Origin of the sequence: Aggregatimonas sangjinii (assembly GCF_005943945.1) — a bacterium.
Taxonomy (GTDB): domain Bacteria; phylum Bacteroidota; class Bacteroidia; order Flavobacteriales; family Flavobacteriaceae; genus Pelagihabitans; species Pelagihabitans sangjinii.
The window spans coordinates 148,275-168,855 of record NZ_CP040710.1; the positions used below are offsets into that span (position 1 = coordinate 148,275).

The 20,581-nt window shown below is 45.5% G+C and carries 19 protein-coding genes; 10 read left to right on the top strand and 9 right to left on the bottom strand.

What is annotated here, in order from left to right:
• The first annotated feature begins 43 nt into the window (after window positions 1-43).
• Genes FGM00_RS00565 through FGM00_RS00575 form a run of 3 tightly spaced genes read left to right on the top strand, consistent with a single transcriptional unit; the run spans window position 44 to window position 3,134 of the window.
• Window positions 44-1,045: a glycoside hydrolase family 113 gene (locus tag FGM00_RS00565; RefSeq protein WP_138851041.1), complete on the top strand. Its 1,002-nt coding sequence runs from the start codon at window positions 44-46 to the stop codon at window positions 1,043-1,045.
• A gap of 38 nt (window positions 1,046-1,083) precedes the next feature.
• A complete protein-coding gene (locus tag FGM00_RS00570) occupies window positions 1,084-1,809 on the top strand; it encodes a hypothetical protein (protein WP_138851042.1) in 726 nt (241 codons plus the stop codon).
• 53 nt (window positions 1,810-1,862) lie between these two features.
• On the top strand, window positions 1,863-3,134 hold the full coding sequence (locus tag FGM00_RS00575) for a POTRA domain-containing protein (RefSeq protein ID WP_138851043.1): 1,272 nt from the start codon (window positions 1,863-1,865) through the stop codon (window positions 3,132-3,134).
• A gap of 30 nt (window positions 3,135-3,164) precedes the next feature.
• Here FGM00_RS00575 and FGM00_RS00580 read toward each other — a convergent pair whose 3' ends face one another.
• From FGM00_RS00580 to FGM00_RS00605, 6 genes are all read right to left on the bottom strand, one after another.
• Window positions 3,165-4,130: a succinylglutamate desuccinylase/aspartoacylase family protein gene (locus FGM00_RS00580; RefSeq protein WP_138851044.1), complete on the bottom strand. Its 966-nt coding sequence runs from the start codon at window positions 4,128-4,130 to the stop codon at window positions 3,165-3,167.
• On the bottom strand, window positions 4,120-4,995 hold the full coding sequence (rimK, locus tag FGM00_RS00585) for a 30S ribosomal protein S6--L-glutamate ligase (RefSeq protein ID WP_138851045.1): 876 nt from the start codon (window positions 4,993-4,995) through the stop codon (window positions 4,120-4,122). Before rimK ends, FGM00_RS00580 begins: the two co-directional genes overlap by 11 nt.
• A gap of 379 nt (window positions 4,996-5,374) precedes the next feature.
• On the bottom strand, window positions 5,375-5,887 hold the full coding sequence (locus FGM00_RS00590; protein ID WP_138851046.1) for a hypothetical protein: 513 nt from the start codon (window positions 5,885-5,887) through the stop codon (window positions 5,375-5,377).
• A gap of 6 nt (window positions 5,888-5,893) precedes the next feature.
• On the bottom strand, window positions 5,894-8,059 hold the full coding sequence (locus tag FGM00_RS00595; RefSeq protein ID WP_138851047.1) for a xanthine dehydrogenase family protein molybdopterin-binding subunit: 2,166 nt from the start codon (window positions 8,057-8,059) through the stop codon (window positions 5,894-5,896).
• On the bottom strand, window positions 8,052-8,534 hold the full coding sequence (locus FGM00_RS00600; protein WP_138851048.1) for a (2Fe-2S)-binding protein: 483 nt from the start codon (window positions 8,532-8,534) through the stop codon (window positions 8,052-8,054). Before FGM00_RS00600 ends, FGM00_RS00595 begins: the two co-directional genes overlap by 8 nt.
• Before the next feature lie 74 nt (window positions 8,535-8,608).
• On the bottom strand, window positions 8,609-9,223 hold the full coding sequence (locus FGM00_RS00605) for a hypothetical protein (RefSeq protein ID WP_138851049.1): 615 nt from the start codon (window positions 9,221-9,223) through the stop codon (window positions 8,609-8,611).
• Between the two features lie 338 nt (window positions 9,224-9,561).
• Between FGM00_RS00605 and FGM00_RS00610 the strand changes: the two genes are divergently transcribed.
• From FGM00_RS00610 to scpA, 7 genes are all read left to right on the top strand, one after another.
• On the top strand, window positions 9,562-10,632 hold the full coding sequence (locus FGM00_RS00610; RefSeq protein ID WP_175416159.1) for an N-acetylmuramoyl-L-alanine amidase family protein: 1,071 nt from the start codon (window positions 9,562-9,564) through the stop codon (window positions 10,630-10,632).
• A gap of 17 nt (window positions 10,633-10,649) precedes the next feature.
• A complete protein-coding gene (locus FGM00_RS00615; protein WP_138851050.1) occupies window positions 10,650-10,922 on the top strand; it encodes a helix-turn-helix transcriptional regulator in 273 nt (90 codons plus the stop codon).
• A gap of 90 nt (window positions 10,923-11,012) precedes the next feature.
• Window positions 11,013-11,492 (top strand): acyl-CoA carboxylase biotin carboxyl carrier protein subunit, encoded by a 480-nt coding sequence (locus FGM00_RS00620; protein WP_138851051.1) that lies wholly within the window; start codon window positions 11,013-11,015, stop codon window positions 11,490-11,492.
• A gap of 48 nt (window positions 11,493-11,540) precedes the next feature.
• Window positions 11,541-12,968, top strand: a complete 1,428-nt coding sequence (gene accC / locus FGM00_RS00625) for an acetyl-CoA carboxylase biotin carboxylase subunit (protein WP_138851052.1) — start codon at window positions 11,541-11,543, stop codon at window positions 12,966-12,968.
• Between the two features lie 62 nt (window positions 12,969-13,030).
• Window positions 13,031-14,572, top strand: a complete 1,542-nt coding sequence (locus FGM00_RS00630) for an acyl-CoA carboxylase subunit beta (RefSeq protein ID WP_138851053.1) — start codon at window positions 13,031-13,033, stop codon at window positions 14,570-14,572.
• Between the two features lie 136 nt (window positions 14,573-14,708).
• Window positions 14,709-16,085 (top strand): methylmalonyl-CoA mutase subunit beta, encoded by a 1,377-nt coding sequence (locus FGM00_RS00635; protein WP_138851054.1) that lies wholly within the window; start codon window positions 14,709-14,711, stop codon window positions 16,083-16,085.
• The gene (scpA, locus tag FGM00_RS00640) at window positions 16,078-18,255 is read left to right on the top strand and encodes a methylmalonyl-CoA mutase (RefSeq protein WP_138851055.1); all 2,178 of its coding nucleotides are present in this window, start codon (window positions 16,078-16,080) and stop codon (window positions 18,253-18,255) included. Before FGM00_RS00635 ends, scpA begins: the two co-directional genes overlap by 8 nt.
• A 59-nt stretch (window positions 18,256-18,314) precedes the next feature.
• Here the strand turns inward: scpA and FGM00_RS00645 are convergent, their stop codons facing one another.
• The 3 genes from FGM00_RS00645 to FGM00_RS00655 form a co-directional block, all read right to left on the bottom strand.
• Window positions 18,315-19,016, bottom strand: a complete 702-nt coding sequence (locus FGM00_RS00645; protein WP_138851056.1) for a TIGR04283 family arsenosugar biosynthesis glycosyltransferase — start codon at window positions 19,014-19,016, stop codon at window positions 18,315-18,317.
• Window positions 19,017-19,091: 75 nt separating this feature from the next.
• A complete protein-coding gene (locus FGM00_RS00650; RefSeq protein WP_138851057.1) occupies window positions 19,092-19,907 on the bottom strand; it encodes a purine-nucleoside phosphorylase in 816 nt (271 codons plus the stop codon).
• Window positions 19,907-20,581 carry a TIGR04282 family arsenosugar biosynthesis glycosyltransferase gene (locus tag FGM00_RS00655; protein WP_138851058.1) on the bottom strand — a complete coding sequence of 225 codons (675 nt, stop codon included), beginning with the start codon at window positions 20,579-20,581 and terminating at the stop codon, window positions 19,907-19,909. The genes FGM00_RS00650 and FGM00_RS00655 overlap by 1 nt, the downstream gene beginning before the upstream one ends.

Consider the following 20,581-nt stretch of genomic DNA (forward strand, 5'->3'; position numbering starts at 1 on the left):
ATAGGTATAAATACCCTATTTTAGCTATTCTAAATAGCTATGAATGAAAAAATTGGGCCTTGCCATACTCTGTTTACTGCAGTTTTCATGTAGTAGTCAAGCCACCAAAAAAATCAACGGGGTCAGCTTTGTAGCATCGAGGGAAGAAGTGGCCCAAGAGCATGTCGATGCGGTTTTGGCGGTGCATGCGAACCATGCGGCCGTAATGCCTTTCGGGTTCATAAGAAATATTTCTTCGCCCCAAATCATTCACAACACCGATCGGCAATGGTTCGGCGAGACCAAAAAGGGAGCGCAGCAGTACGTTGATATGTTGCACAAAAATGGTATTTCCGTTTTGATAAAGCCCCAAATCTGGATTTCGCAGGGGGAATTTACGGGTACACTCAAAATGGATTCGGAGGAAGACTGGAAATTGCTCGAGGCGTCTTACGAAGATTTTATCATAACCTATGCCGAATTGGCCGAAGAAACGCAAGCCGATATTTTTTGTATCGGTACGGAGCTGGAGCAATTCGTAAAGAACAGACCCCGATTTTGGTCCGAACTTATCGCTAAAATCAGAAAAGTATATGACGGCAAATTGACCTATGCGGCCAACTGGGACGAGTATACAAGAACACCGTTTTGGGGCGAAATCGATTATATTGGTATTGATGCCTATTTTCCCTTATCAGAGGATAAGAATCCCACGAAGGATGGCTTGAAGAAGGGCTGGCAAAAATGGAAGCCGGCCATTGCGGAACTCTCAAAGAAAAAAGGAAAACCGGTGCTTTTTACCGAATTCGGTTACCGCAGTATGAATTTTACGGCCAAAAAACCTTGGCTGGTCGACCGGCATGAGGCGGAGGTAAACCTAGATGCCCAAGTGAACGCCACTCAGGCCATTTTCGAGGAATTCTGGACTGAAGACTGGTTTGCTGGAGGCTACGTTTGGAAATGGTTTATCGCACATGAGGAAGTTGGCGGAGCGGACGATAATCGATTTACACCGCAAAACAAACCCGCCGAGAAGACCCTTAAGGAATGGTATCAAAAATCATAGGATGATGGCCCGAAATTGAGGTTAATAAAAAATTATATATGAGGCATATTTCCCCCGTATTATCGTTGTTTTTGATTTTAAGCTGTTCCACTGACCAATTAGACGGTGAAGGAACATTAGACGCTTTCACCGACGATATCGAGGTAGTGCCCGACAATGTAATCGCCTGTGCCGCCAGCAACGAAAATGATGATTTGATTAGTGTTTTTCTCTATCCGAGGGATGGTGCCGCCAACATTCAATATTTTGAAACTGAAACCACCGACGTAGATAAAAATGATTTAAAGGAATACCGGCCAAAATCCGCACCCATAAAAGACGTGTTCAACGGCTATTTAAAAAAATTCGAGGTGTCGCTCGCCACCGACAGATGGGTGATCATCGCCTTCGACGAAGGAGGAAAAAGACACCTCTCGAACCCGATCAGAATCAAGCAGCAAACCAAACCAACGGAGTACTTGCCGCAAAACATTAGTGTCGATTCCAGTTCTACAATGCCGAATTTCACTTGGCAAGATGGAGCCTATTCGGATACCAAGATTTATTTCCAGGTAGTTTCGGACTCCGCAGAAAATCTGTTATCGGGCACCTACACTTTCGAAAGAAATTTTCAATATTACGATTTGGAAAATGTAGTACTTAACATCACCAAAAACAATCCCTCGGCCCTTAAATCGGGTAATTCATACGGGTTTTCGCTCTTGGCGGTAAGTGAAGACAATTGGGTCAATCAATTTTCATCGGTTTCCTTTACGATTGAGTAGGTGTACAAAACCTGCAAAATCTTTAGTAAACACACAAAACATCAAATTGCGCAATGAGAGCTTTGTTTCTCTTTTTTTTATGTCTATTCCCAGCGCATCTGGCATTGGCCCAAGAGGGGATGGTAGCCGATGTAAAGATTCAGGGAAATAAAAAGACCAAGTCCGACTTTATCCGAAAACTTCTTGTTCAGCAAACCAAGGCACCGTTAGATTCGGTCCTAATGGACAAGGATATCAACCGTCTCAAGCGACTTCCCTCTATATCCCATGCCTATTACCAGGTCTTTACGGCCGAAAATGGTCAATACAACGTGTATTATACCATTGAGGAGAATTTTACACTGATTCCTTTTGCCAACCTCTACACCTCTACAAATGATGATTTTGCCTTTCGGGTAGGCCTTCAGGAATTTAATTTGCTCGGCCGGAATATCAACGTCGGTGGCTTCTATCAGTTCGATATTTTTAACTCTTACGGAGTGCTGTTCAGGGCCCCATATCTTTTTTCCAGAAAGTTGGGACTCGGATTCAATTACAAAGACCTGACCACACAGGAGCCCGTTTTCTTTGACGATAGCGTAGGGGAAGATGCCTTATACCGATACAATAATACAGGGTATGAGTTATCGGGACTGTACGAGTTTAATTTCAAAAACCGCATTGAACTTGGTTTCAGTCTGTTTACCGAAGATTATCAATATCAATCGGGGGCCACTAGTCCTGATGTACCGCAAGCCCTGAACGTGAAAAAGCATCTTTTTAAGTTGATCTACAACCACGACAATCTAAAATACGACTATCAATATCTCGAGGGGTTCAGAAGTACGTTGAATTTTCAGTATGTGGGCAGTACCGACGAACAATTACCTGAATTTGTAATTGGCTTTAACGATTTCGCCTATTTTCACAGGATAGGCGAACGGGGCAATTGGGCCAGTCGCTTGCGTTTGGGACTTGCCAGTAATGTCGATAGTCCGTTCGCGCCCTTCACTGTAGACAACAACCTTAACATTAGGGGCGTTGGGAATACGATCGACAGGGGCACCGGAGCCATCGTATTCAATACGGAGTACCGGCATACGCTGGTCGATAGGAATTGGTTCGTTATGCAGGGCAATGTTTTTCTTGATGGCGGATCATGGCGAAACCCCGGCGGTCCGTTAAGTGATTTCGGTCAAAACCAGAACATTCGCATCTTTCCCGGATTAGGCGTAAGGTTCATGCACAAACGTATTTTCAATGCTATTTTTCGAATCGACTATGGCTATGGTTTGACGAATGGTGACGGTCGTGGCTTTGTTTTCGGTATTGGGCAATACTTTTGATTTTAGCATACGATGCTATGGGACAACGGACTAATCCCTTGAAATGTGTAGCACTCCATCTCCCTGATTGACAATGGGGGATTCGTTGATGCAGATGACATAGCCTGGAAATCTTGCTTTAACGTTTCGTTCGAAATAGCCGAAAGGATCGGAAATGCTGCCCAGAACGTCCCCTTTACTCACTTTGCTACCCAATTTCACAAAAGGGTGAAACATTCCGGAATAAGTAGCACGGATCCAACTCGAGCTCTTTACGACCTTTGGCTTTTTGATTTTAGCATCCATCGATTCCAACTCTTTGCTAAAATCCCGAATACCTAAATGCTGCATAACTCGAAGCGCTCCCGAAACCCCTGCTTTGGAAACCGCATCATCTATATGCAACGATTTACCTCCCTCGAACAGCAGAACTTTTTTATCGAGTTTATGAAGGGTATGCCGAAACGATTTGTCGCGATGCCCCGTTTGTACGATAAATTCCGGTGCGAACACTTTGGCGAGTTGCAAGGTCTCTTCATCCCCTTCGTTAATACGTATTTGTGGAATATTAAATCGCCCATCGCCACCGGTATGAAAATCGATACAATAATCAACTAAAGGCACAATCTCTTTTATGATGTGATACGCAAACCTACTGGCTAAGGAGCCCCTTGGACTCCCGGGAAATACCCTATTCAGGTCGCGGCCATCGGGAAATTGTCGTTTTTGATTCAAAAAGCCGAATACATTGACCACTGGGATGCAAATGACCATTCCACATTCAGGCTTGTTGTATTTTTTGGAAACCAGCTGGCGCACAATTTCAACTCCATTGATCTCATTGCCATGAATGCCGGCTGTAATGAGTATCGTTGGCCCCTCCTTTTTGGCCCGCTCTACGATAATCGGTACCTGTATTTTGGTTCGGGTATGTAGTTTGGCAATGTCCAAGTTGAGCTGTACACCTTTTCCGTTGGAAATGGCATGCCCCAATACTTCAATTTGATTAGTCGGCATTTCGTTCTATATACTTAATAATTCGTCCGGCGATATCCTTCCCGGTCGCCGCCTCGATGCCTTCCAATCCGGGGGAGGAATTCACTTCAAGAATCAAAGGTCCGCGAGCCGATTGCAGCAAATCAACTCCCGCCACACCCAGTCCCATGGCCTTGGCAGCTTTTAAGGCCGCGTTTTCCTCTTCATCGGAAAGTTGAATGATATCGGCCGAACCACCTCGGTGCAGGTTGGATCGAAACTCACCTTCCTTACCTTGTCTTTTCATGGCCCCCACGACGACACCATCTACGACAAAGACCCTGATATCGGCACCCATGGCCTCCTTGATGAATTCCTGAACGATCACCCGCGCTTGCAACCCGTTAAAGGCTTCAAGAATTGATTCTGCGGAGTTTTGGTTGTCCGCCAAAACTACACCTAGCCCCTGAGTACCTTCAAGTAGCTTTATGACCACCGGTGCCCCGCCAGCCTTTTCTATGATGGCACCCACATTCTTGGAATAGTTGCTAAATACTGTCTTGGGAAGTCCCAACCCGGCCCTGGATAAGATTTGTAGACTTCTCAACTTATCCCTAGATCGCACTAATGCTTGTGATTCAACGGCACTAAAGACTTTCATCATTTCGAACTGCCGCACTACGGCGGTCCCATAGAAAGTAATCGATGCCCCGATCCTCGGAATTACCCCGTCCACATCGGTAATCTCCTTGCCCTGGTAGATAAGTCCGGGTTTTTTCTTTTCAATGATCAGGTCGCATTTCGAATGGTCTATTACTTGCATGGTATGCCCCTTTTTTTCACCAGCCTCTATGAGGCGCTTTGTGGAATATAAATTGGGGTTCTGTGATAGGATAACTATTTTCATAAATTTAAAATTTGTTGCTCCCGAAAATTGTACGATCGAATCTTTACGCATTCAGGAATTTGCGCAGGTTCGACTTTCTTTTGATAAGAGTATGCTTAAAATGGGTGAAGATAAATCTGTCTACCGGTCAAGAGCAGGAATACCAAAGGGTTAAGCTCCAAGATACATCAATTAATCCATAGCGGTTCCTTTTTGAAATAAAAAGGTAGGTCGTGCGAGGAATGATGGTCCTTTTTGAAAAATGATTTTTAGGCTCTCGGTATCTGAAATCGGTATCTGAAATAGGAAGGCGTATTTTGGCGCAATGCTTTGTAAAGGGAATAGTCGATGGGTTGCTATCTGCTTTACCGTAGGATGTGCGATACAGGCTACAGCATTTTTAATTCATTGTTTCAATGGCGTGGTAATAGGTCTTAGAGCGTTCATGCATTAATGTGTCAATGATCAATGCCGAGATTGCCAAAAAAAGAATTCCCAAGGCAAGCCCTTTACAATACAGTCTATTCGTTAAGAAAAAGAATATCAGGCCGCCCATGAGCACGATGGCCCACGCGATATAGTATTTGGAGTAAGCGTTCTGATTCTTAAAGGCACGGGCTCTTTCTTTTTCGAAAACTTCCCGTTGATTAGTACGAGAGGCTATTACAAGCTTTTGAAGGTGTTTGGGTCTTGTCGTCATGAGCATTGTGCCAAAACCGACAGTAATCAAAACGACTAGTAAAATGGGGATGAGCATCCCTTTCAAAAGTTCATTACCGTTCCGCCAAATAAAAAAGCAGCAAAGTAACAATACCATTCCCAATAATGTCATTACTTTTCCGTGCAGTACTTCACCTTTGACCCAAATGGCGGTATGTTCCAAAAATCCCATAGGATTAAATATAATTTCCAAAGAGGTCTAAGTTAGCGTTAGCGGCATGCTTCTGAGCCGTTCCTTGGTCAATCGAAATACGGCGTTCGCGATGGCGGCCCCAATAGGGCCTAAAGGTGGCTCGCCCACGGCCCCGGGAGTATCGCTGTTCTGTAAAAGCACCACATTTATTTCCTTTGGTGCATGCTTCATCAATGCCATCTGATAAGGCCCGTATATGGTCGGTGTCAATTGGCCATCTTCAACATCCATTTTCTCGAATAGGGCCGCACTCATTCCCATTATTATGGCACCCTCACACTGGGCCCTCACCTGATCCGGGTTTACGACCAAACCGGGATCCATGGCGCAGGTTACCTTGTGCACCTTGATTTCATTGTTCTCAATGGATAGTTCAACGACCTGCGCACAAGGCGTATTGGCGTCGGTAGATGCCGCAAACCCCATTGCCCTGCCGTTTACCACTTCATCTTTATACCCTGATTTTTCGGCTGCTACCTTGATTACTTCTTTTAACCGAAAACCCCTATCGTCGTCTTGAATCTGTGCCAGACGAAACTCCACGGGATCCTTTTCGGCCGTAACGGCCAATTCATCTATAAAACTCTCTATGGCGAAGGTGTTGGCCAGCAGCCCTAAACTGCGCCACCAACTGGTTGCAAAGGGCAGTTTTTGACGCCAAGAAACAGCCCTGTAGTTCGGAATACCCCCGTATTGGATCATACCGCCACGCCAAGCACCCAAATCGGCACCCAGGAGAGGAGCCGCAATGCCGGGCACCATTGGAGAACCAAAGGCAACGTCACCGCTCGAAACATTGTGTTCCAGAGCTTCGATCATGCCATTGATATTTAATTTCGCTTTGAGTACATGATGGGTAGGTGGTCGAAAGGTATCGTTTTGGAATTCTTCTTTACGGGTAAAGAAACACTTTACGGGTTTGCCGACCGCTTTTGACAATACTGCGGCTTGAACGGCATTGGGCGTATGCAGACGCCGGCCGAAGCCTCCTCCCAAAAAAGTAGGAACGATATTTACTTGGTCATCGTCTAAATCTAGTCTTTTGGCAATTTCATCGCGCGTAATTTTTACGACTTGGGTCGAAATCATAATCGTGGCCTTGTCAGCTTCTACGTATGCTAAAGCGCCATTGGGCTCGAGCTGGGCATGGGCTCCGATGGGGCTTTTGTATTCGGCTGTGATGATGCCATCTTCGGTATCAAGCATGTCCGCCGCATCTCCTTCTTTTTGAATGACGAAGGGTTCACCCTGGCCAACCGCAATCATGGCTTCGATATCGGCGGTTTGCCAATTACGGCCTACTTCCCATTTGGCGTCAATGACATTTTTTGCATTCTCCGCTTCAACGAGGGAATTGGCTACGACCCCCACAAAATCCTTTTCTTGAACGATTTTAACCACCCCGGGCATACCTTGTGCTTTGGAGATATCCGCACCCGTATATGTCGCTCCGATGGCATTGGGGCGCACGACGGCACCGTATAGCATATCCGGCATGGTGGCGTCCATACCGAAAATGGGCGCACCAAAAACCTTATCCTTTAAATCCACCCGCGGAACAGCTTTCCCCACGAACTTGTAATCACTGACATTTTTTAAAGTGGGTGTATCGGGAACATCCCATTCGGTTATATCTTTGGCAGCTTCGGCATAGGTCATTGTCTTTCCACCTGCCGAGACTACTCCATTTTCGGTACTGGCGTCCGAAGGGGAGATACCCATCTTCGCAGCGGCCTCTTTTTTGATCATCTCACGCATCGTGGCAGCCAGTTCCCTCAAGGGAATCCATAAGGAGGATATCGAGGTACTCCCGCCAGTTGCAAAGCCATCCATATTACCTGAAATCGAATTGGCATGTACCACTTTTATCTGGTCCATCGATACGTCCAGTTCATCGGCCGCCATTTGCGCTAGGCCGGTGAACGTGCCCTGACCCATTTCTACCTTGGGACTATGTATGATGATTTCATTATCCGAAGTAACCTCGAACCAAATGACAGGGGTACTGGTGTTGCCGACGTAGGGTGCGTCTGCAGTATTTATGGCATCGGCCATGGCCCTGCGAATCGGGCTTCTAAACAAATACGTGCCCACAGCCAGGACACCAACGGTGCCCAGTCCACCACGAACCAAGAATTTTCTCCTGGAAATCCTCTTTTTCTTTTCAGCCATTTTCTTCGGTATTTATTTGCGATATTTCGGCAGCGCGGTGAATCGCTTTGCGCATGCGATAATAGGTGGCGCAACGGCAAACATTAATGATATTTTTGTCGATATCCGTATCCGACGGATTTGGAATCTTATCCAGTAACGCAGCAGTAGCCATCATAAACCCGGGTTGACAATAGCCACATTGGGGTACGATTTCCTCGATCCAAGCCTGTTGTACGGGATGTGGGTTTTTTTCATCACCCAAACCTTCAATGGTAGTCACTTCCTTGCCCTCCGCAAATTTGATAGCATAAGAGCAGGAGCGAACCGCTTCCCTATCGACATGCAAGGTGCAAGCACCACAGGCCGCTTTCCCGCATCCGAATTTGGTGCCTTTTAGGCCAAGCAAATCGCGAACCACCCAAAGTAGGGGCGTATTTGCGTCGGCAATATCTATGGATGTTGCAGTTCCATTAATATTGAAATTTATTTTCATGGTATGTATTTAAAATCTTTTCCCGGGTCTATTGTAACTAGGAAATTTCTGTTCGTTTGTATTTGATGCGCTATTCATTCTTCTGGAATGATGGCCCCGTTCGCAAACCACGCTTTCACCGCCGCCTTATATTCCGCCTCTGAAACCGGAGGTTTTGTTCTAGGCTGCCCTTCATGGTCTACCCCGGGGTCAAATGCCCACAGCACCAACTCATCTTCTGTCAAATGGTGTATCAGATCTTCATGCGAACGATTCCCATTTTTCGATGTATCCAACATGTTCGCCGCAATTTCAGCTGCCGTACGTCCTTCCCAAGCCATACTTTTCGGAGCCAACGCCCAGTGCGGCGCTCCAGGTACTCCTGAATAGCTGTTGTTTTCCTTTTGATGGCAGGTGGCACATTTCGTTGCTGCAAAACCCTTGTCTTCCTCACCACCGGACATGCCAAAATAATGCGGATGGCTCTGGTCTCCCTGTTTCGGAACGTTGTCATTCGGATGGCAATTGAGACAGCGTTCGTGCGTCAATACCTGCATCATGGTATGGTATGGCGTTTCGGCTACGGATTTATTCGAATGACTTTTTATGGTGAGGTACTCCGATGTGGACCGGCTAGCACTCAATACATTCCATGCTAAAATCGATACGCAGAAAAAAATTGCCGAATAGATAAGTGCAGAACGCTTCATAAAGTAGGATTTTATGCGATCGCGTAGGGTGATATCTTTTTCTTGATGTGAAAATTATTTTTCACCACGAATCGCCGCATTTGGTTAAAGTACGATAAAGTTGCGAAAAGTTAGGGTTTAGGCAAGCCGCAAATAATAGCTATTTTGTGCGCTATCGATATTCTATTAGTCCAAACCAAATACAGTACTGCATATTGTTGAATAAATCGTTAACTAAATTTTCATTTCACCTTTTTCCGCGTACCGGACTTTTATAATTTTGTTACTGTTCAGATACAACTTAGGCATTATTTTTGGTTTGGTCTTACACAACGTATCCGGAATTAAATTCAGCATAAATGAAAAAAAAGCATTTCTATAACAGTTGCTTTCTTATCAGCGCCATTCTCCTTTGCATGGGTTCTGGACTGTTCGCCCAGGATTCCTTGGTTACCGTTACGGCTAAGAGAGGGGATGGTATACTTTCGTTATTGCGCGACCAAGGTGTAAATCCGTACGACCTCTATGACGATTTTATCGCGATGAACATTCAAGACCTTCGCGATAGCGTTCACCTCTATGAGGGCCGCACCTATCGTATTCCACCACTAAAGGAGGAAGAGGTGGAATTGACTACGCAAGCGGACAAACAATCTACGGAAATCAAAAAAATCACTTCCGAGGAATTCGCTATTTTCGGAAAAGACCATGAAGATGTCATTCTCAAAAGCGAGAAACTAAAGGACGCCGTCTATTACTTGGTGTCCGGCCATGGCGGTCCCGATCCGGGGGCTATGGCCGTTTACGCCGGCAAGTCGATCGCCGAGGATGAATATGCCTACGACATCACTCTGCGGTTGGCCAAAGAGCTATTGGCGCACAGTGCTACCGTTTACATCATAATTCAGGACAAGAATGACGGGATACGTGATGAGCGCATTTTAAAAATCGATCATGATGAGGTCGCTTATGGGGATAAGACCATTCCATTAAATCAAGTAAAGCGGCTAAGACAGCGTGTCGATATCGTGAACGAACTGCATAGAAAGAACCGTGGTAAATACCAGCGATTGATTGTCACCCATGTCGATAGTCGAAGTAAGGGTCAGAACATCGATGTGTTTTTCTACCATCACGAGAAGAGCAAGAACGGAAAGCAACTGGCGCAGAGTATTCACAATACGTTTCAGAAAAAGTATAAAAAATACCAGCCGAACCGTACCTACTCCGGAACTTTTGAAGACCGTACCTCTTTATACCTGGTCAAAAAGACGCATCCTGCCATGACCTTTATCGAAATCGGAAACATTCGCAACAAAAAAGACCAGCGGCGAATTCTTGATCCGGAAAATCGACAGGCGCTTGCCAAATGGATAAGCGAGGGAGTCTTGTTGGATTTTGAAAAAGGGGAAATCGGCCCTATTCGTTAGGAATTGTTTTCACAGCTATGAAATCCGTCAACAATAGAGAACATTTAGAGCTACTGGAAACGTCGATACTTCATAGGAATGTCTTGGTATTGCAGTACCGCTCTCCAGCGAACGGTAACCGTTCGGACCGGAACATTGAACCTTTGGGCATTTACTTTACACAGGACAAATGGATGCTTGTGGCGTTTTGTAGGTTACGAAGCGCCAAACGTGAGTTCAGATTGGACGGAGTACTAGCTTTGGAAGAGACCGGCGAGCAATTTCCTCCCCATCAATTTACGTTTCGATAAAAACATATCTTGGAATGCGATAATTCTAAAATTAGTTGCCTAATTTTAGAGACACTTCAATCGAGCGATTCCAAAACCGAACAGAGCTATATGAGCGAATTTACAGTACATGTTGACGATGAGCACTTTGAGCTAAGTGCAACATCTATTCAATCCCTCGACCTACAGCAAATTACCTACGATCGATACCATTTACTTCACGATTTTCAGGCATTTGATGTACAGGTGCATCGCATGAACGTTTTGTCTAAGACGGCGACTATTTCGGTAAACGGTAATCGCTACGATGTAAAAATCGATGATGTTTACGACCGAATGGTTGAAAAAATGGGCTTGTTGGCACATACGTCTCAAAAAGTGGGCAATATTAAGGCACCGATGCCCGGTCTTATTCTTGATATCATGGTGCAATCGGGCGATGCTATAGAAGAAGGTACGCCCCTCTTGGTACTCTCAGCAATGAAGATGGAAAATGTACTGCTCGCCGAAGGGGAAGGCGTCATCAAATCAATTGAAGTAGAAAAAGGTGATGCTGTCGATAAGGGGCAGTTGATTATTGAAATGGAGTAAAAGCAAAGCGATTCCTGTCTAAGCGGGAATGAAAAAAAAGAATTGTTTATGCGAAAAATACTGGTCGCCAATCGGGGTGAGATTGCCTTACGTGTAATGCGTACGGCACAGAAAATGGGAATCAAAACTGTAGCCGTTTGTTCCGAGGCAGACCGCAATGCACCCCATGTCCGTTTTGCGGGCGAAGCTGTTCTGCTGGGACCGGCACCTTCCTCGGAATCCTATCTAGCGATGGAAAAGGTATTGCAAGCTGCGAAAGATACGGGAGCCGATGGTATACATCCAGGATACGGTTTTTTAAGCGAAAATGCCGTTTTCGCCCAAATGGTCGAGGATCACCATATCACCTTCATAGGTCCAAGGCCCCACGCGATTAAAGTGATGGGGAACAAATTGGCCGCCAAGGAGGCGGTTCGCGATTACGATATTCCTATGGTTCCTGGTATTGAAGAGTCAATCACCGATATAAAACTGGCCGAAAAAACAGCAAAAGAAATCGGCTTCCCTATTTTAATTAAGGCTTCTGCCGGTGGTGGGGGCAAAGGAATGCGGGTGGTAGCGTCTCTGGAAGAACTACCTGAGCAAATGAATCGGGCCATTAGCGAAGCCGAGGCCGCTTTTGGTGATGGAGCTGTGTTCATCGAAAAGTATGTAAGTTCCCCGCGCCATATTGAGATTCAAGTGCTAGCCGATACCCATGGGAATGTGGTGCATCTTTTTGAACGGGAATGCAGCGTACAACGAAGGCACCAAAAAGTGGTCGAGGAGGCACCGTCGGCGGTGCTTACACCCGAAATTAGAAAAGCCATGGGTGAAGCTGCGATTAAGGTGGCCAAGGCTTGTGATTATGTAGGGGCAGGGACGGTCGAGTTTCTTTTGGACGAGCACAAAAATTTCTATTTTTTGGAAATGAACACCCGCTTGCAGGTCGAGCATCCTGTTACGGAACTAATTTGCGGTTTGGATTTGGTGGAACAACAGATCAAGGTGGCGCGAGGGGAAAAACTCGGGTTCGCCCAAGAAGATTTGAAAATACAAGGCCATGCGTTGGAAGTACGTGTTTATGCCGAAGACCCCTTGGACAATTTCAACCCCAGTATCGGAACCTTATCTACCTACCAAATACCAAATGGTGAAGGAGTACGGGTAGATGATGGCTTTGAGGAAGGTATGCCAATTCCCATTTATTATGACCCAATGATTGCAAAGTTGATTACCTATGGAAAAACCCGCGATGAGGCGATACAATTAATGGTCAAAGCGATTGGCGATTATCATATCGAAGGGGTAGCTACGACCTTACCCTTCGGCCAATTCGTTTGCGAACATGAAGCCTTTCGAACAGGAAATTTTGACACGCATTTTGTAAAACAATACTACAGTCCTGAAGCACTGCAAAAAAAATATGCCGAAGAAAAGGAAATTGCCGCCAAGGTAGGCTTGTTTTTATTTCTGGAACAACAACAAAAATTATAAGTACCGACCGAACAGCGCTCAGGTTGGAAAAAGAATCGGGTGTAGATCAAGGATCAATTTGAATGAAAGAGAACGAGAAAATATTGCGCGACAAACTGGCACAATCGCAATTGGGCGGAGGCCAAACACGTATCGATAAACAACATGCCAAGGGAAAACTGACCGCTAGGGAACGGATTCATTTTTTATTGGACGACGGGTCTTTTGAGGAGTTGGGCGCATTAGTGACACACCGAACGAAAGACTTCGGTATGGAAAAGCAGAAATTTTACGGCGACGGGGTCGTTACCGGCTACGGGACGATAAACGGACGACAGGTTTGCGTTTTTGCTCAGGATTTTACCGTTTTCGGAGGCGCACTTTCGGAAACCCATGCCGAAAAAATTTGTAAGATTATGGATATGGCCATGAACATTGGCGTACCCTTGATCGGATTGAACGACAGTGGCGGTGCCCGTATTCAGGAAGGGGTCCGCTCGTTGGGCGGCTATGCCGATATCTTTCATCGCAATGTAATGGCATCAGGAGTTATCCCCCAAATTTCAGCTATTATGGGCCCTTGTGCCGGGGGTGCAGTATACTCACCGGCGATGACGGATTTTACACTTATGGTCGAAAACTCAAGTTATATGTTCGTTACCGGGCCGAATGTGGTCAAGACTGTGACAAATGAAGAAGTCACTTCCGAGGAACTGGGTGGTGCCCTTACGCATGCGACCAAATCTGGGGTCACTCATTTGACCGCTGGCAATGACATTCAGTGTATCGATCAAATCAAGCGAATGATAGGCTATATGCCACAGAATTGCGAAGATACCCCCGTAGATTTGCCTTATGAGATGGGTGATGAAATCCGCGAGGTTTTGGAAAGCATCGTACCTGAAAATGCCCAGCAACCCTATGACATGCGCCATGTCATTAAAGGAATCATAGATGAGGAAAGCTTCTTTGAAATACACAAACAGTACGCAGAGAACATCGTTGTCGGCTTTGCGAGAATTGCTGGGAAGAGTATCGGAATCGTTGCGAATCAACCGATGAGCCTTGCCGGTGTTCTGGATGTGGATGCCTCGAAAAAAGCAGCACGTTTTACACGCTTTTGCGATTGTTTCAATATTCCTTTGTTGGTATTGGTGGATGTGCCGGGCTTTTTACCGGGTACGGACCAGGAGTGGAACGGTATTATCACGAATGGGGCTAAATTACTTTACGCTTTAAGCGAGGCGACGGTACCGAAGGTAACCGTAATTACTAGAAAAGCCTATGGTGGCGCTTATGATGTAATGAATTCAAAGCATATAGGGGCCGATATGAACTATGCTTGGCCAGGTGCCGAAATTGCCGTAATGGGAGCAAAGGGGGCTAGCGAGATTATCTTCCGCAAGGAAATTGCCGCCGCCAATGACCCGGCTGCAAAACTGGTCGAGAAAGAACAAGAGTACGCAGCACTTTTCGCAAATCCGTATAGCGCCGCAGAACGCGGATTTATCGATGAAGTAATCTTGCCGAAAAACACCAGAAGAAAATTGATAAAGGCATTTACTATGTTAGAAAATAAAGCGGTTGCCTTGCCCAAGAAAAAACATGGGAATATACCCTTGTAGATAGCGTTTATTAGCTGATGAGTTTAGGAGTTGATGATCAGCTTGAACGTAGGTAATAAACAATATTACCATAAACGAATATCCTTTAAGCACAAAACGATAGGTTACTGACAATATACTTGGTTAACTTGAACTAATGACTAAAACGAAGCTATTTAAAGACTTCCTACCCGTATCTTCCAAAGAATGGAAGCAAAAAATACAGTACGACCTGAAGGGTGCCGACTATAATGAAAAACTGGTTTGGGAATCTCCGGAGGGAATAAGAGTCAAGCCCTTTTATCATCAGGATGAGGGGATTTATACAGCTTCCGTTAAACGGGCCAAGGGTCATTGGAACATCGCACAATCGATTTATGCCGGCGATGCGAAAAAAGCGAATGTAAAAGCAAAAGAATTTTTGGCCAAGGGAGCGGAAAGTCTTTTCATCACCATACCTTCCGATGCGGTCGCAATTGCTGTTTTGTTGGATGAAATCGATGTTTCCACAACCAAAATTTACTGTAATTTTGAGTTTTTATCCCCGGACTATATCAAAAAGGTATTGGATTTTGTGGGAGATGCCAGCGATTCGATATACTTGAACATCGACATTATCGGAAAGCTAGCTAAAACCGGGAATTGGTTCCAGAACCTTGAGGACGACCATCGCAAGTTCGACCTCATTGCACAGATGGGAGCGACACATACGGTGAGTATCGATGTAGGACATTACCAAAACGCAGGGGCAAATATGACACAGCAATTGGCCTATGGACTTGCCCATGCCAACGAGTATTTGCATCACCTTGCCAACAGCAAGTCTGTTCGGAAAGGACAAACCTTTGTCTTTCAAATGGCGGCAGGTTCAAATTATTTCTTTGAAATCGGCAAGTTGCGGGCGCTACGCATCTTATGGCAAACCCTTGCGAGGGAATATGGAGTAAACGAAAAGTGCCATATCATAGCCACGCCAACACGGCGCAATAAAACCTTGTACGATTACAATACCAATATGTTACGCACGACAACGGAAACTATGTCCGCTATTCTAGGTGGAGCGGATACCGTGATGAATATGCCGTATGACGCCATTTACCACAAGAACAATGAATTTGGCGACCGAATCGCGATGAATCAACTGCTGCTGCTGAAAGAAGAAAGCTATTTCACTAAAGTGGAAAATCCTGCCGAAGGATCGTACTATATAGAGTCATTGACCAGTCAGCTGGCCCAGAAAGCACTAGCTTTATTTAAGGATATTGAAAGAAACGGAGGTCTACTGAAACAATTAAAGGCAGGTATTATTCAAAAGAAAATCAAGGAAAGCGCCGCAAAAGAGCAGGCCATGTTCAATGGGCAGAAAATCGTTTTGGTAGGTACCAATAAATATCAAAACGAAATGGATAATATGACGGAGACCATGCAATTGTATCCTTTTGTAAAGACGAATCCTCAAAAAACATTGTTAGAACCCATCATCGCCAAACGCTTTGCGGAAACGATTGAGCAAAACCGTTTGAAAGATGAGTAGAAAAGATGTACAGCAACTGCAATTGAAATACCGGGCACAAGGTGCGGCAAACCAGGTCGAAGATGAACGAGAAAAAGTTTCCAGCTCCGAACTGCAAAGCACTGGTTTCGATACCGCCGAAGGTATTCCAATCAAACAAATTTTTACGGAGCAGGATATCAGCGATACGGAGCATTTGAATTTCGCCGCCGGCATCCCACCTTATTTGAGAGGGCCCTATTCTACGATGTACGTCAGACGCCCTTGGACGATTCGGCAATATGCAGGTTTTTCAACAGCGGAAGAGAGCAACGCCTTTTACCGTCGGAATTTGAAAGGAGGTCAAAAAGGCTTATCGGTGGCCTTTGATTTGCCTACGCATCGCGGATACGACAGCGACCATGAAAGAGTGGTCGGTGATGTGGGTAAGGCAGGGGTAGCGATTGATTCCGTAGAGGATATGAAAATTCTTTTTGATAGCATTCCGTTGGATAAGATGTCGGTTTCCATGACGATGAACGGTGCAGTGCTTCCGATTATGGCGTTTTATATCGTTGCGGCCGAGGAACAGGGCGTGGCTCCGGAGTCATTGGCAGGCACCATACAAAACGATATTTTAAAAGAGTTTATGGTGCGCAACACCTACATCTACCCGCCCGAACCATCAATGCGCATTGTGGCCGATATCTTCAAATATACCAGCAAGCACATGCCAAAATTCAATAGTATAAGTATTTCGGGCTATCATATGCATGAGGCCGGAGCTACAGCGGATATCGAATTGGCCTATACACTGGCAGACGGACTCGAATACATTAAAACAGGACTTACGGCCGGACTCGACATAGACGATTTTGCTCCTAGACTGTCTTTCTTCTGGGGTATTGGCATGAACCACTTTATGGAGATTGCCAAACTGCGCGCGGCCCGCATGTTGTGGGCGAAGATGGTTAAACAATTCAATCCCAAGAACGATAAGTCTTTGGCACTACGTACACATTGCCAAACCAGCGGGTGGAGTCTCACCGAGCAAGACCCGTTCAACAATGTGGCGCGAACGACCATTGAAGCCAGTGCGGCGATATTGGGAGGAACACAGAGTCTGCACACCAATGCCTTGGACGAAGCCATTGCACTGCCTACCGATTTCTCGGCCCGAATTGCCCGAGAGACCCAGTTATACCTTCTTGAGGAAACCTTCATCACGAAGACGGTCGATCCTTGGGCCGGTAGCTATTATGTTGAGTATCTGACCAAAGAGTTGGCCGAAAAGGCATGGGCACTGATAATGGAAGTCGAGGAATTGGGCGGAATGACCAAGGCCATCGAAGCGGGTATTCCCAAAATGCGAATTGAAGAGGCTGCGGCTAGAAAACAGGCGCGCATTGATAGTGTTCAGGATGTGCTTGTCGGTGTGAACAAATATCGATTGGATGAAGAAGAACAACTGCAAATCCTTGAAGTCGATAACCAGGAAGTGCGTCGCCAACAACTAAAGCGATTGGCCACACTGCGGGAGAATCGAAACGAACTTGCCGTAAAAAACATATTAAAGCAGCTTACTGAAGCGGCCAAAAAGACCCAAAACGATAATAAAGCGGATAATTTACTAGCTTTAGCGGTAACCGCTGCAAGAGAGCGGGCCACTCTAGGTGAGATAAGCGACGCACTCGAAGTCGCATTCGGGCGTCACAAGGCAGTCATAAAATCATTTTCAGGCGTGTATTCCAAAGAAATCAAAGACGACGAAAGTTTTAAAAAAGCGCGGGGGTTGACCGACAAGTTCGCCGAGCAAGATGGCCGTCGACCCCGAATCATGATCGCTAAAATGGGTCAGGACGGGCACGATCGCGGGGCAAAGGTTGTAGCCACCGGCTATGCCGATCTAGGCTTTGATGTGGATATCGGGCCTTTGTTTCAAACCCCCGAAGAGGCGGCCAAACAAGCAGTTGAAAACGATGTGCATATCTTGGGAGTTTCTTCTTTGGCCGGGGGCCACAAAACGTTAGTACCGGCCGTAATCAAAGCGCTTAAAACATATGGCCGCGATGATATTATGGTCATCGTAGGCGGTGTGGTACCCAAACAAGATTATCCATTTTTGTTCGATGCCGGGGCGGTAGCTGTTTTTGGCCCTGGCACAAAGATTAGCGATGCCGCCATTCAAATACTGGAAATTTTATTGGATTGATTGAAATTCGTAAAAAAGACTGGCCAAATGCCCGATTGTGCAACGGTTAAATAGGTGCCCTAGGCAATGTGCTGCCTATAGTATTGGTACAATTGGTCCGGCCCAGCTCCCAAACGGCTTTTTAAATGAATCATCCCAAAATGGTATTGCAATTTTATTTTACCATGTTTTTCATATCTGCGGGCAGATGTCTTAACGCGCTGCGGTAGAATCTTGAACGGCGTGTGCTTGTATAGTCGACCAATAAATTCATTGTCTTCGTAAATGTGATAGTCTTCATTGAATCCGTTAAGAGCTTGAAACAACTTTTTCGTAATGAAGAGCGATTGGTCTCCGCCCCTACAAAGCCTAATATTCAAGCGGGAAAACCAAGCGAAAAATTCTAGAAAACGACTATCGCTGTCGAAAATCATTTGAAAACAACCTGCTTGGTGGTCATGTAGCACAGCCTCTACAATAGATTTGCCGAAATCCTTTGGCGGGAGAGTATCGGCATGGAGAAAATATAAAATACTGCCCTTCGCCTTTGCGGCTCCATAATTCATTTGCACTGCCCTTCCCTTTGGTGCGTTCAAAACGGTTGCTCCAGTATTTTTCAAAACTGACAAGGTATTGTCGGTACTGCCCCCGTCTACAATCAGGATTTCCTCAATATAATCGTTTGCGCAAAATTTCTGGAGGTGCCGCACTGTCGCAACGATATGGGCCTCCTCATTAAAAACTGGGATGATTACACTGATGCGGTAGGGACTACGAATCATGAATGGTGCTAATTTCCTAAAAGTAGTAGCGCAATTACATGGAACCTTACAGGAACTTTAGGCTAATGCTATCTCCTAAATTTCTTTGATCAGTTCCTTGAACAGCTTAACCATTTTTGGTTCCGTTTTTCCGGCAATAGCGATAATTTCTTCGATATTAACTGGTTGCAGGTTATCAGGGTCACATTCATCGGTTAATACGGAAACGGCTACTATTGGCAATCGTAAATGATTGGCCACGATTACCTCGGGCACCGTACTCATACCCACGGCATCGGCTCCTAGAATTTTTAACATGCGATATTCCGCACGCGTTTCCAATTGCGGACCGACTACCGAGGCGTAAACCCCTTCCCGCAAAGTAATTTTTTCCCTTTGGGCGATTGCCGTCAATTTCGTACGCATTTCTTTATCGTAGGGCTCGGCCATATCGGTAAATCGATCTCCGAATTTGGCGACGTTTTTAAAGGCCAAGGGCGAACCACCTTGCAGATTTATATGATCTTCAATGAGCATGATATCCCCCTTTTTAAAGTCCAAATTAATAGCGCCTGCTGCGTTGGAGATGAAGAGTTTTTTGATGCCCAGTTGATGCATGACGCGAATGGGGTAGGTAACATCCATCAGGTCGTATCCCTCATAAAGATGAAAACGCCCCTGCATGACCACTACCTTCTTACCTTGAAAAGTACCGTAAAGTAATTTTCCGCTATGAAACTCCACCGTGGCCAACGGAAAAAAGGGAATGTGGTTGTAATGTGCTTCTATAGGCTCCTCTATATCGTCGACCAATTTTCCAAGGCCGGTGCCAAGCACGATACCGATTTCGGGTTGCTCGAAACCTTTTCCGATAAGGTAGGCGGTAGATTCATCCAATTGTTTTTGTGTCATTATTTCATGTGTTTTAGATAGGGTTCAAAAGCTTTTTCCTGGGCGATATCCGTATAAACGTCAACGTCATTTCTAACGGGTAACAAATGTACTTTTTCGTTCGCTAAATCGGTTATTGTCGCGCTTAAAACACTATCGTTACCCCAATTTTTATCCTGAAATAGCTCATTCTTAAAGCGGGTCATCCCCAAGAGATAATACCCACCGTCTTCCGCAGGGCCGATGACAAAGTCGTTTTCGCTTAAAACGGCAAACGCATGTGCTATATCCTGCTGCTTGAGGTCGTACATATCGCTTCCGATGATGCATATTTTTTCAAAGCCGGCTGCGAATCCCTCGGTGAACGCGTTCGCCATGCGAACCCCTAAATCACTACCTCCCTGTCGTTTTTTATCATAGGTCGGGTTATCCCATACATCATCCCTCCAAATTTCTTCGGAATACCAGACCTGTTTCGCCATATCCAAATTTTTGGTAATGTTCACGGTATGCTCCAAAAGGAATTTATAGATATCCAACGCACTTTCGTCACCTACGGTGGCCGCAAGCCGCGTTTTGCATTTTCCCAATTCGGGATTACGAGTAAAAATAAGAAGTAGGTTCTTGGGCAGTGCTTTGGTGTACTGTACCGTTTTCTTATCGAATTCTTTTTTAAAGGGGTTGAGGATACCCAT

Excerpts from the sequence above, each read along its gene's own strand:
- FGM00_RS00605 (WP_138851049.1), bottom strand. The coding sequence starts at position 9,223 with ATGAAGCGTTCTGCACTTATCTATTCGGCAATTTTTTTCTGCGTATCG.
- FGM00_RS00610 (WP_175416159.1), top strand. The coding sequence starts at position 9,562 with ATGAAAAAAAAGCATTTCTATAACAGTTGCTTTCTTATCAGCGCCATT.
- FGM00_RS00655 (WP_138851058.1), bottom strand. The coding sequence starts at position 20,581 with ATGGGTATCCTCAACCCCTTTAAAAAAGAATTCGATAAGAAAACGGTA.
- FGM00_RS00565 (WP_138851041.1), top strand. The coding sequence starts at position 44 with ATGAAAAAATTGGGCCTTGCCATACTCTGTTTACTGCAGTTTTCATGT.
- FGM00_RS00600 (WP_138851048.1), bottom strand. The coding sequence starts at position 8,534 with ATGAAAATAAATTTCAATATTAATGGAACTGCAACATCCATAGATATT.
- FGM00_RS00595 (WP_138851047.1), bottom strand. The coding sequence starts at position 8,059 with ATGGCTGAAAAGAAAAAGAGGATTTCCAGGAGAAAATTCTTGGTTCGT.
- scpA (WP_138851055.1), top strand. The coding sequence starts at position 16,078 with ATGAGTAGAAAAGATGTACAGCAACTGCAATTGAAATACCGGGCACAA.
- FGM00_RS00570 (WP_138851042.1), top strand. The coding sequence starts at position 1,084 with ATGAGGCATATTTCCCCCGTATTATCGTTGTTTTTGATTTTAAGCTGT.
- FGM00_RS00620 (WP_138851051.1), top strand. The coding sequence starts at position 11,013 with ATGAGCGAATTTACAGTACATGTTGACGATGAGCACTTTGAGCTAAGT.
- FGM00_RS00650 (WP_138851057.1), bottom strand. The coding sequence starts at position 19,907 with ATGACACAAAAACAATTGGATGAATCTACCGCCTACCTTATCGGAAAA.
- FGM00_RS00630 (WP_138851053.1), top strand. The coding sequence starts at position 13,031 with ATGAAAGAGAACGAGAAAATATTGCGCGACAAACTGGCACAATCGCAA.
- FGM00_RS00575 (WP_138851043.1), top strand. The coding sequence starts at position 1,863 with ATGAGAGCTTTGTTTCTCTTTTTTTTATGTCTATTCCCAGCGCATCTG.
- FGM00_RS00580 (WP_138851044.1), bottom strand. The coding sequence starts at position 4,130 with ATGCCGACTAATCAAATTGAAGTATTGGGGCATGCCATTTCCAACGGA.
- FGM00_RS00645 (WP_138851056.1), bottom strand. The coding sequence starts at position 19,016 with ATGATTCGTAGTCCCTACCGCATCAGTGTAATCATCCCAGTTTTTAAT.
- accC (WP_138851052.1), top strand. The coding sequence starts at position 11,541 with ATGCGAAAAATACTGGTCGCCAATCGGGGTGAGATTGCCTTACGTGTA.
- FGM00_RS00615 (WP_138851050.1), top strand. The coding sequence starts at position 10,650 with ATGAAATCCGTCAACAATAGAGAACATTTAGAGCTACTGGAAACGTCG.
- FGM00_RS00635 (WP_138851054.1), top strand. The coding sequence starts at position 14,709 with ATGACTAAAACGAAGCTATTTAAAGACTTCCTACCCGTATCTTCCAAA.
- rimK (WP_138851045.1), bottom strand. The coding sequence starts at position 4,995 with ATGAAAATAGTTATCCTATCACAGAACCCCAATTTATATTCCACAAAG.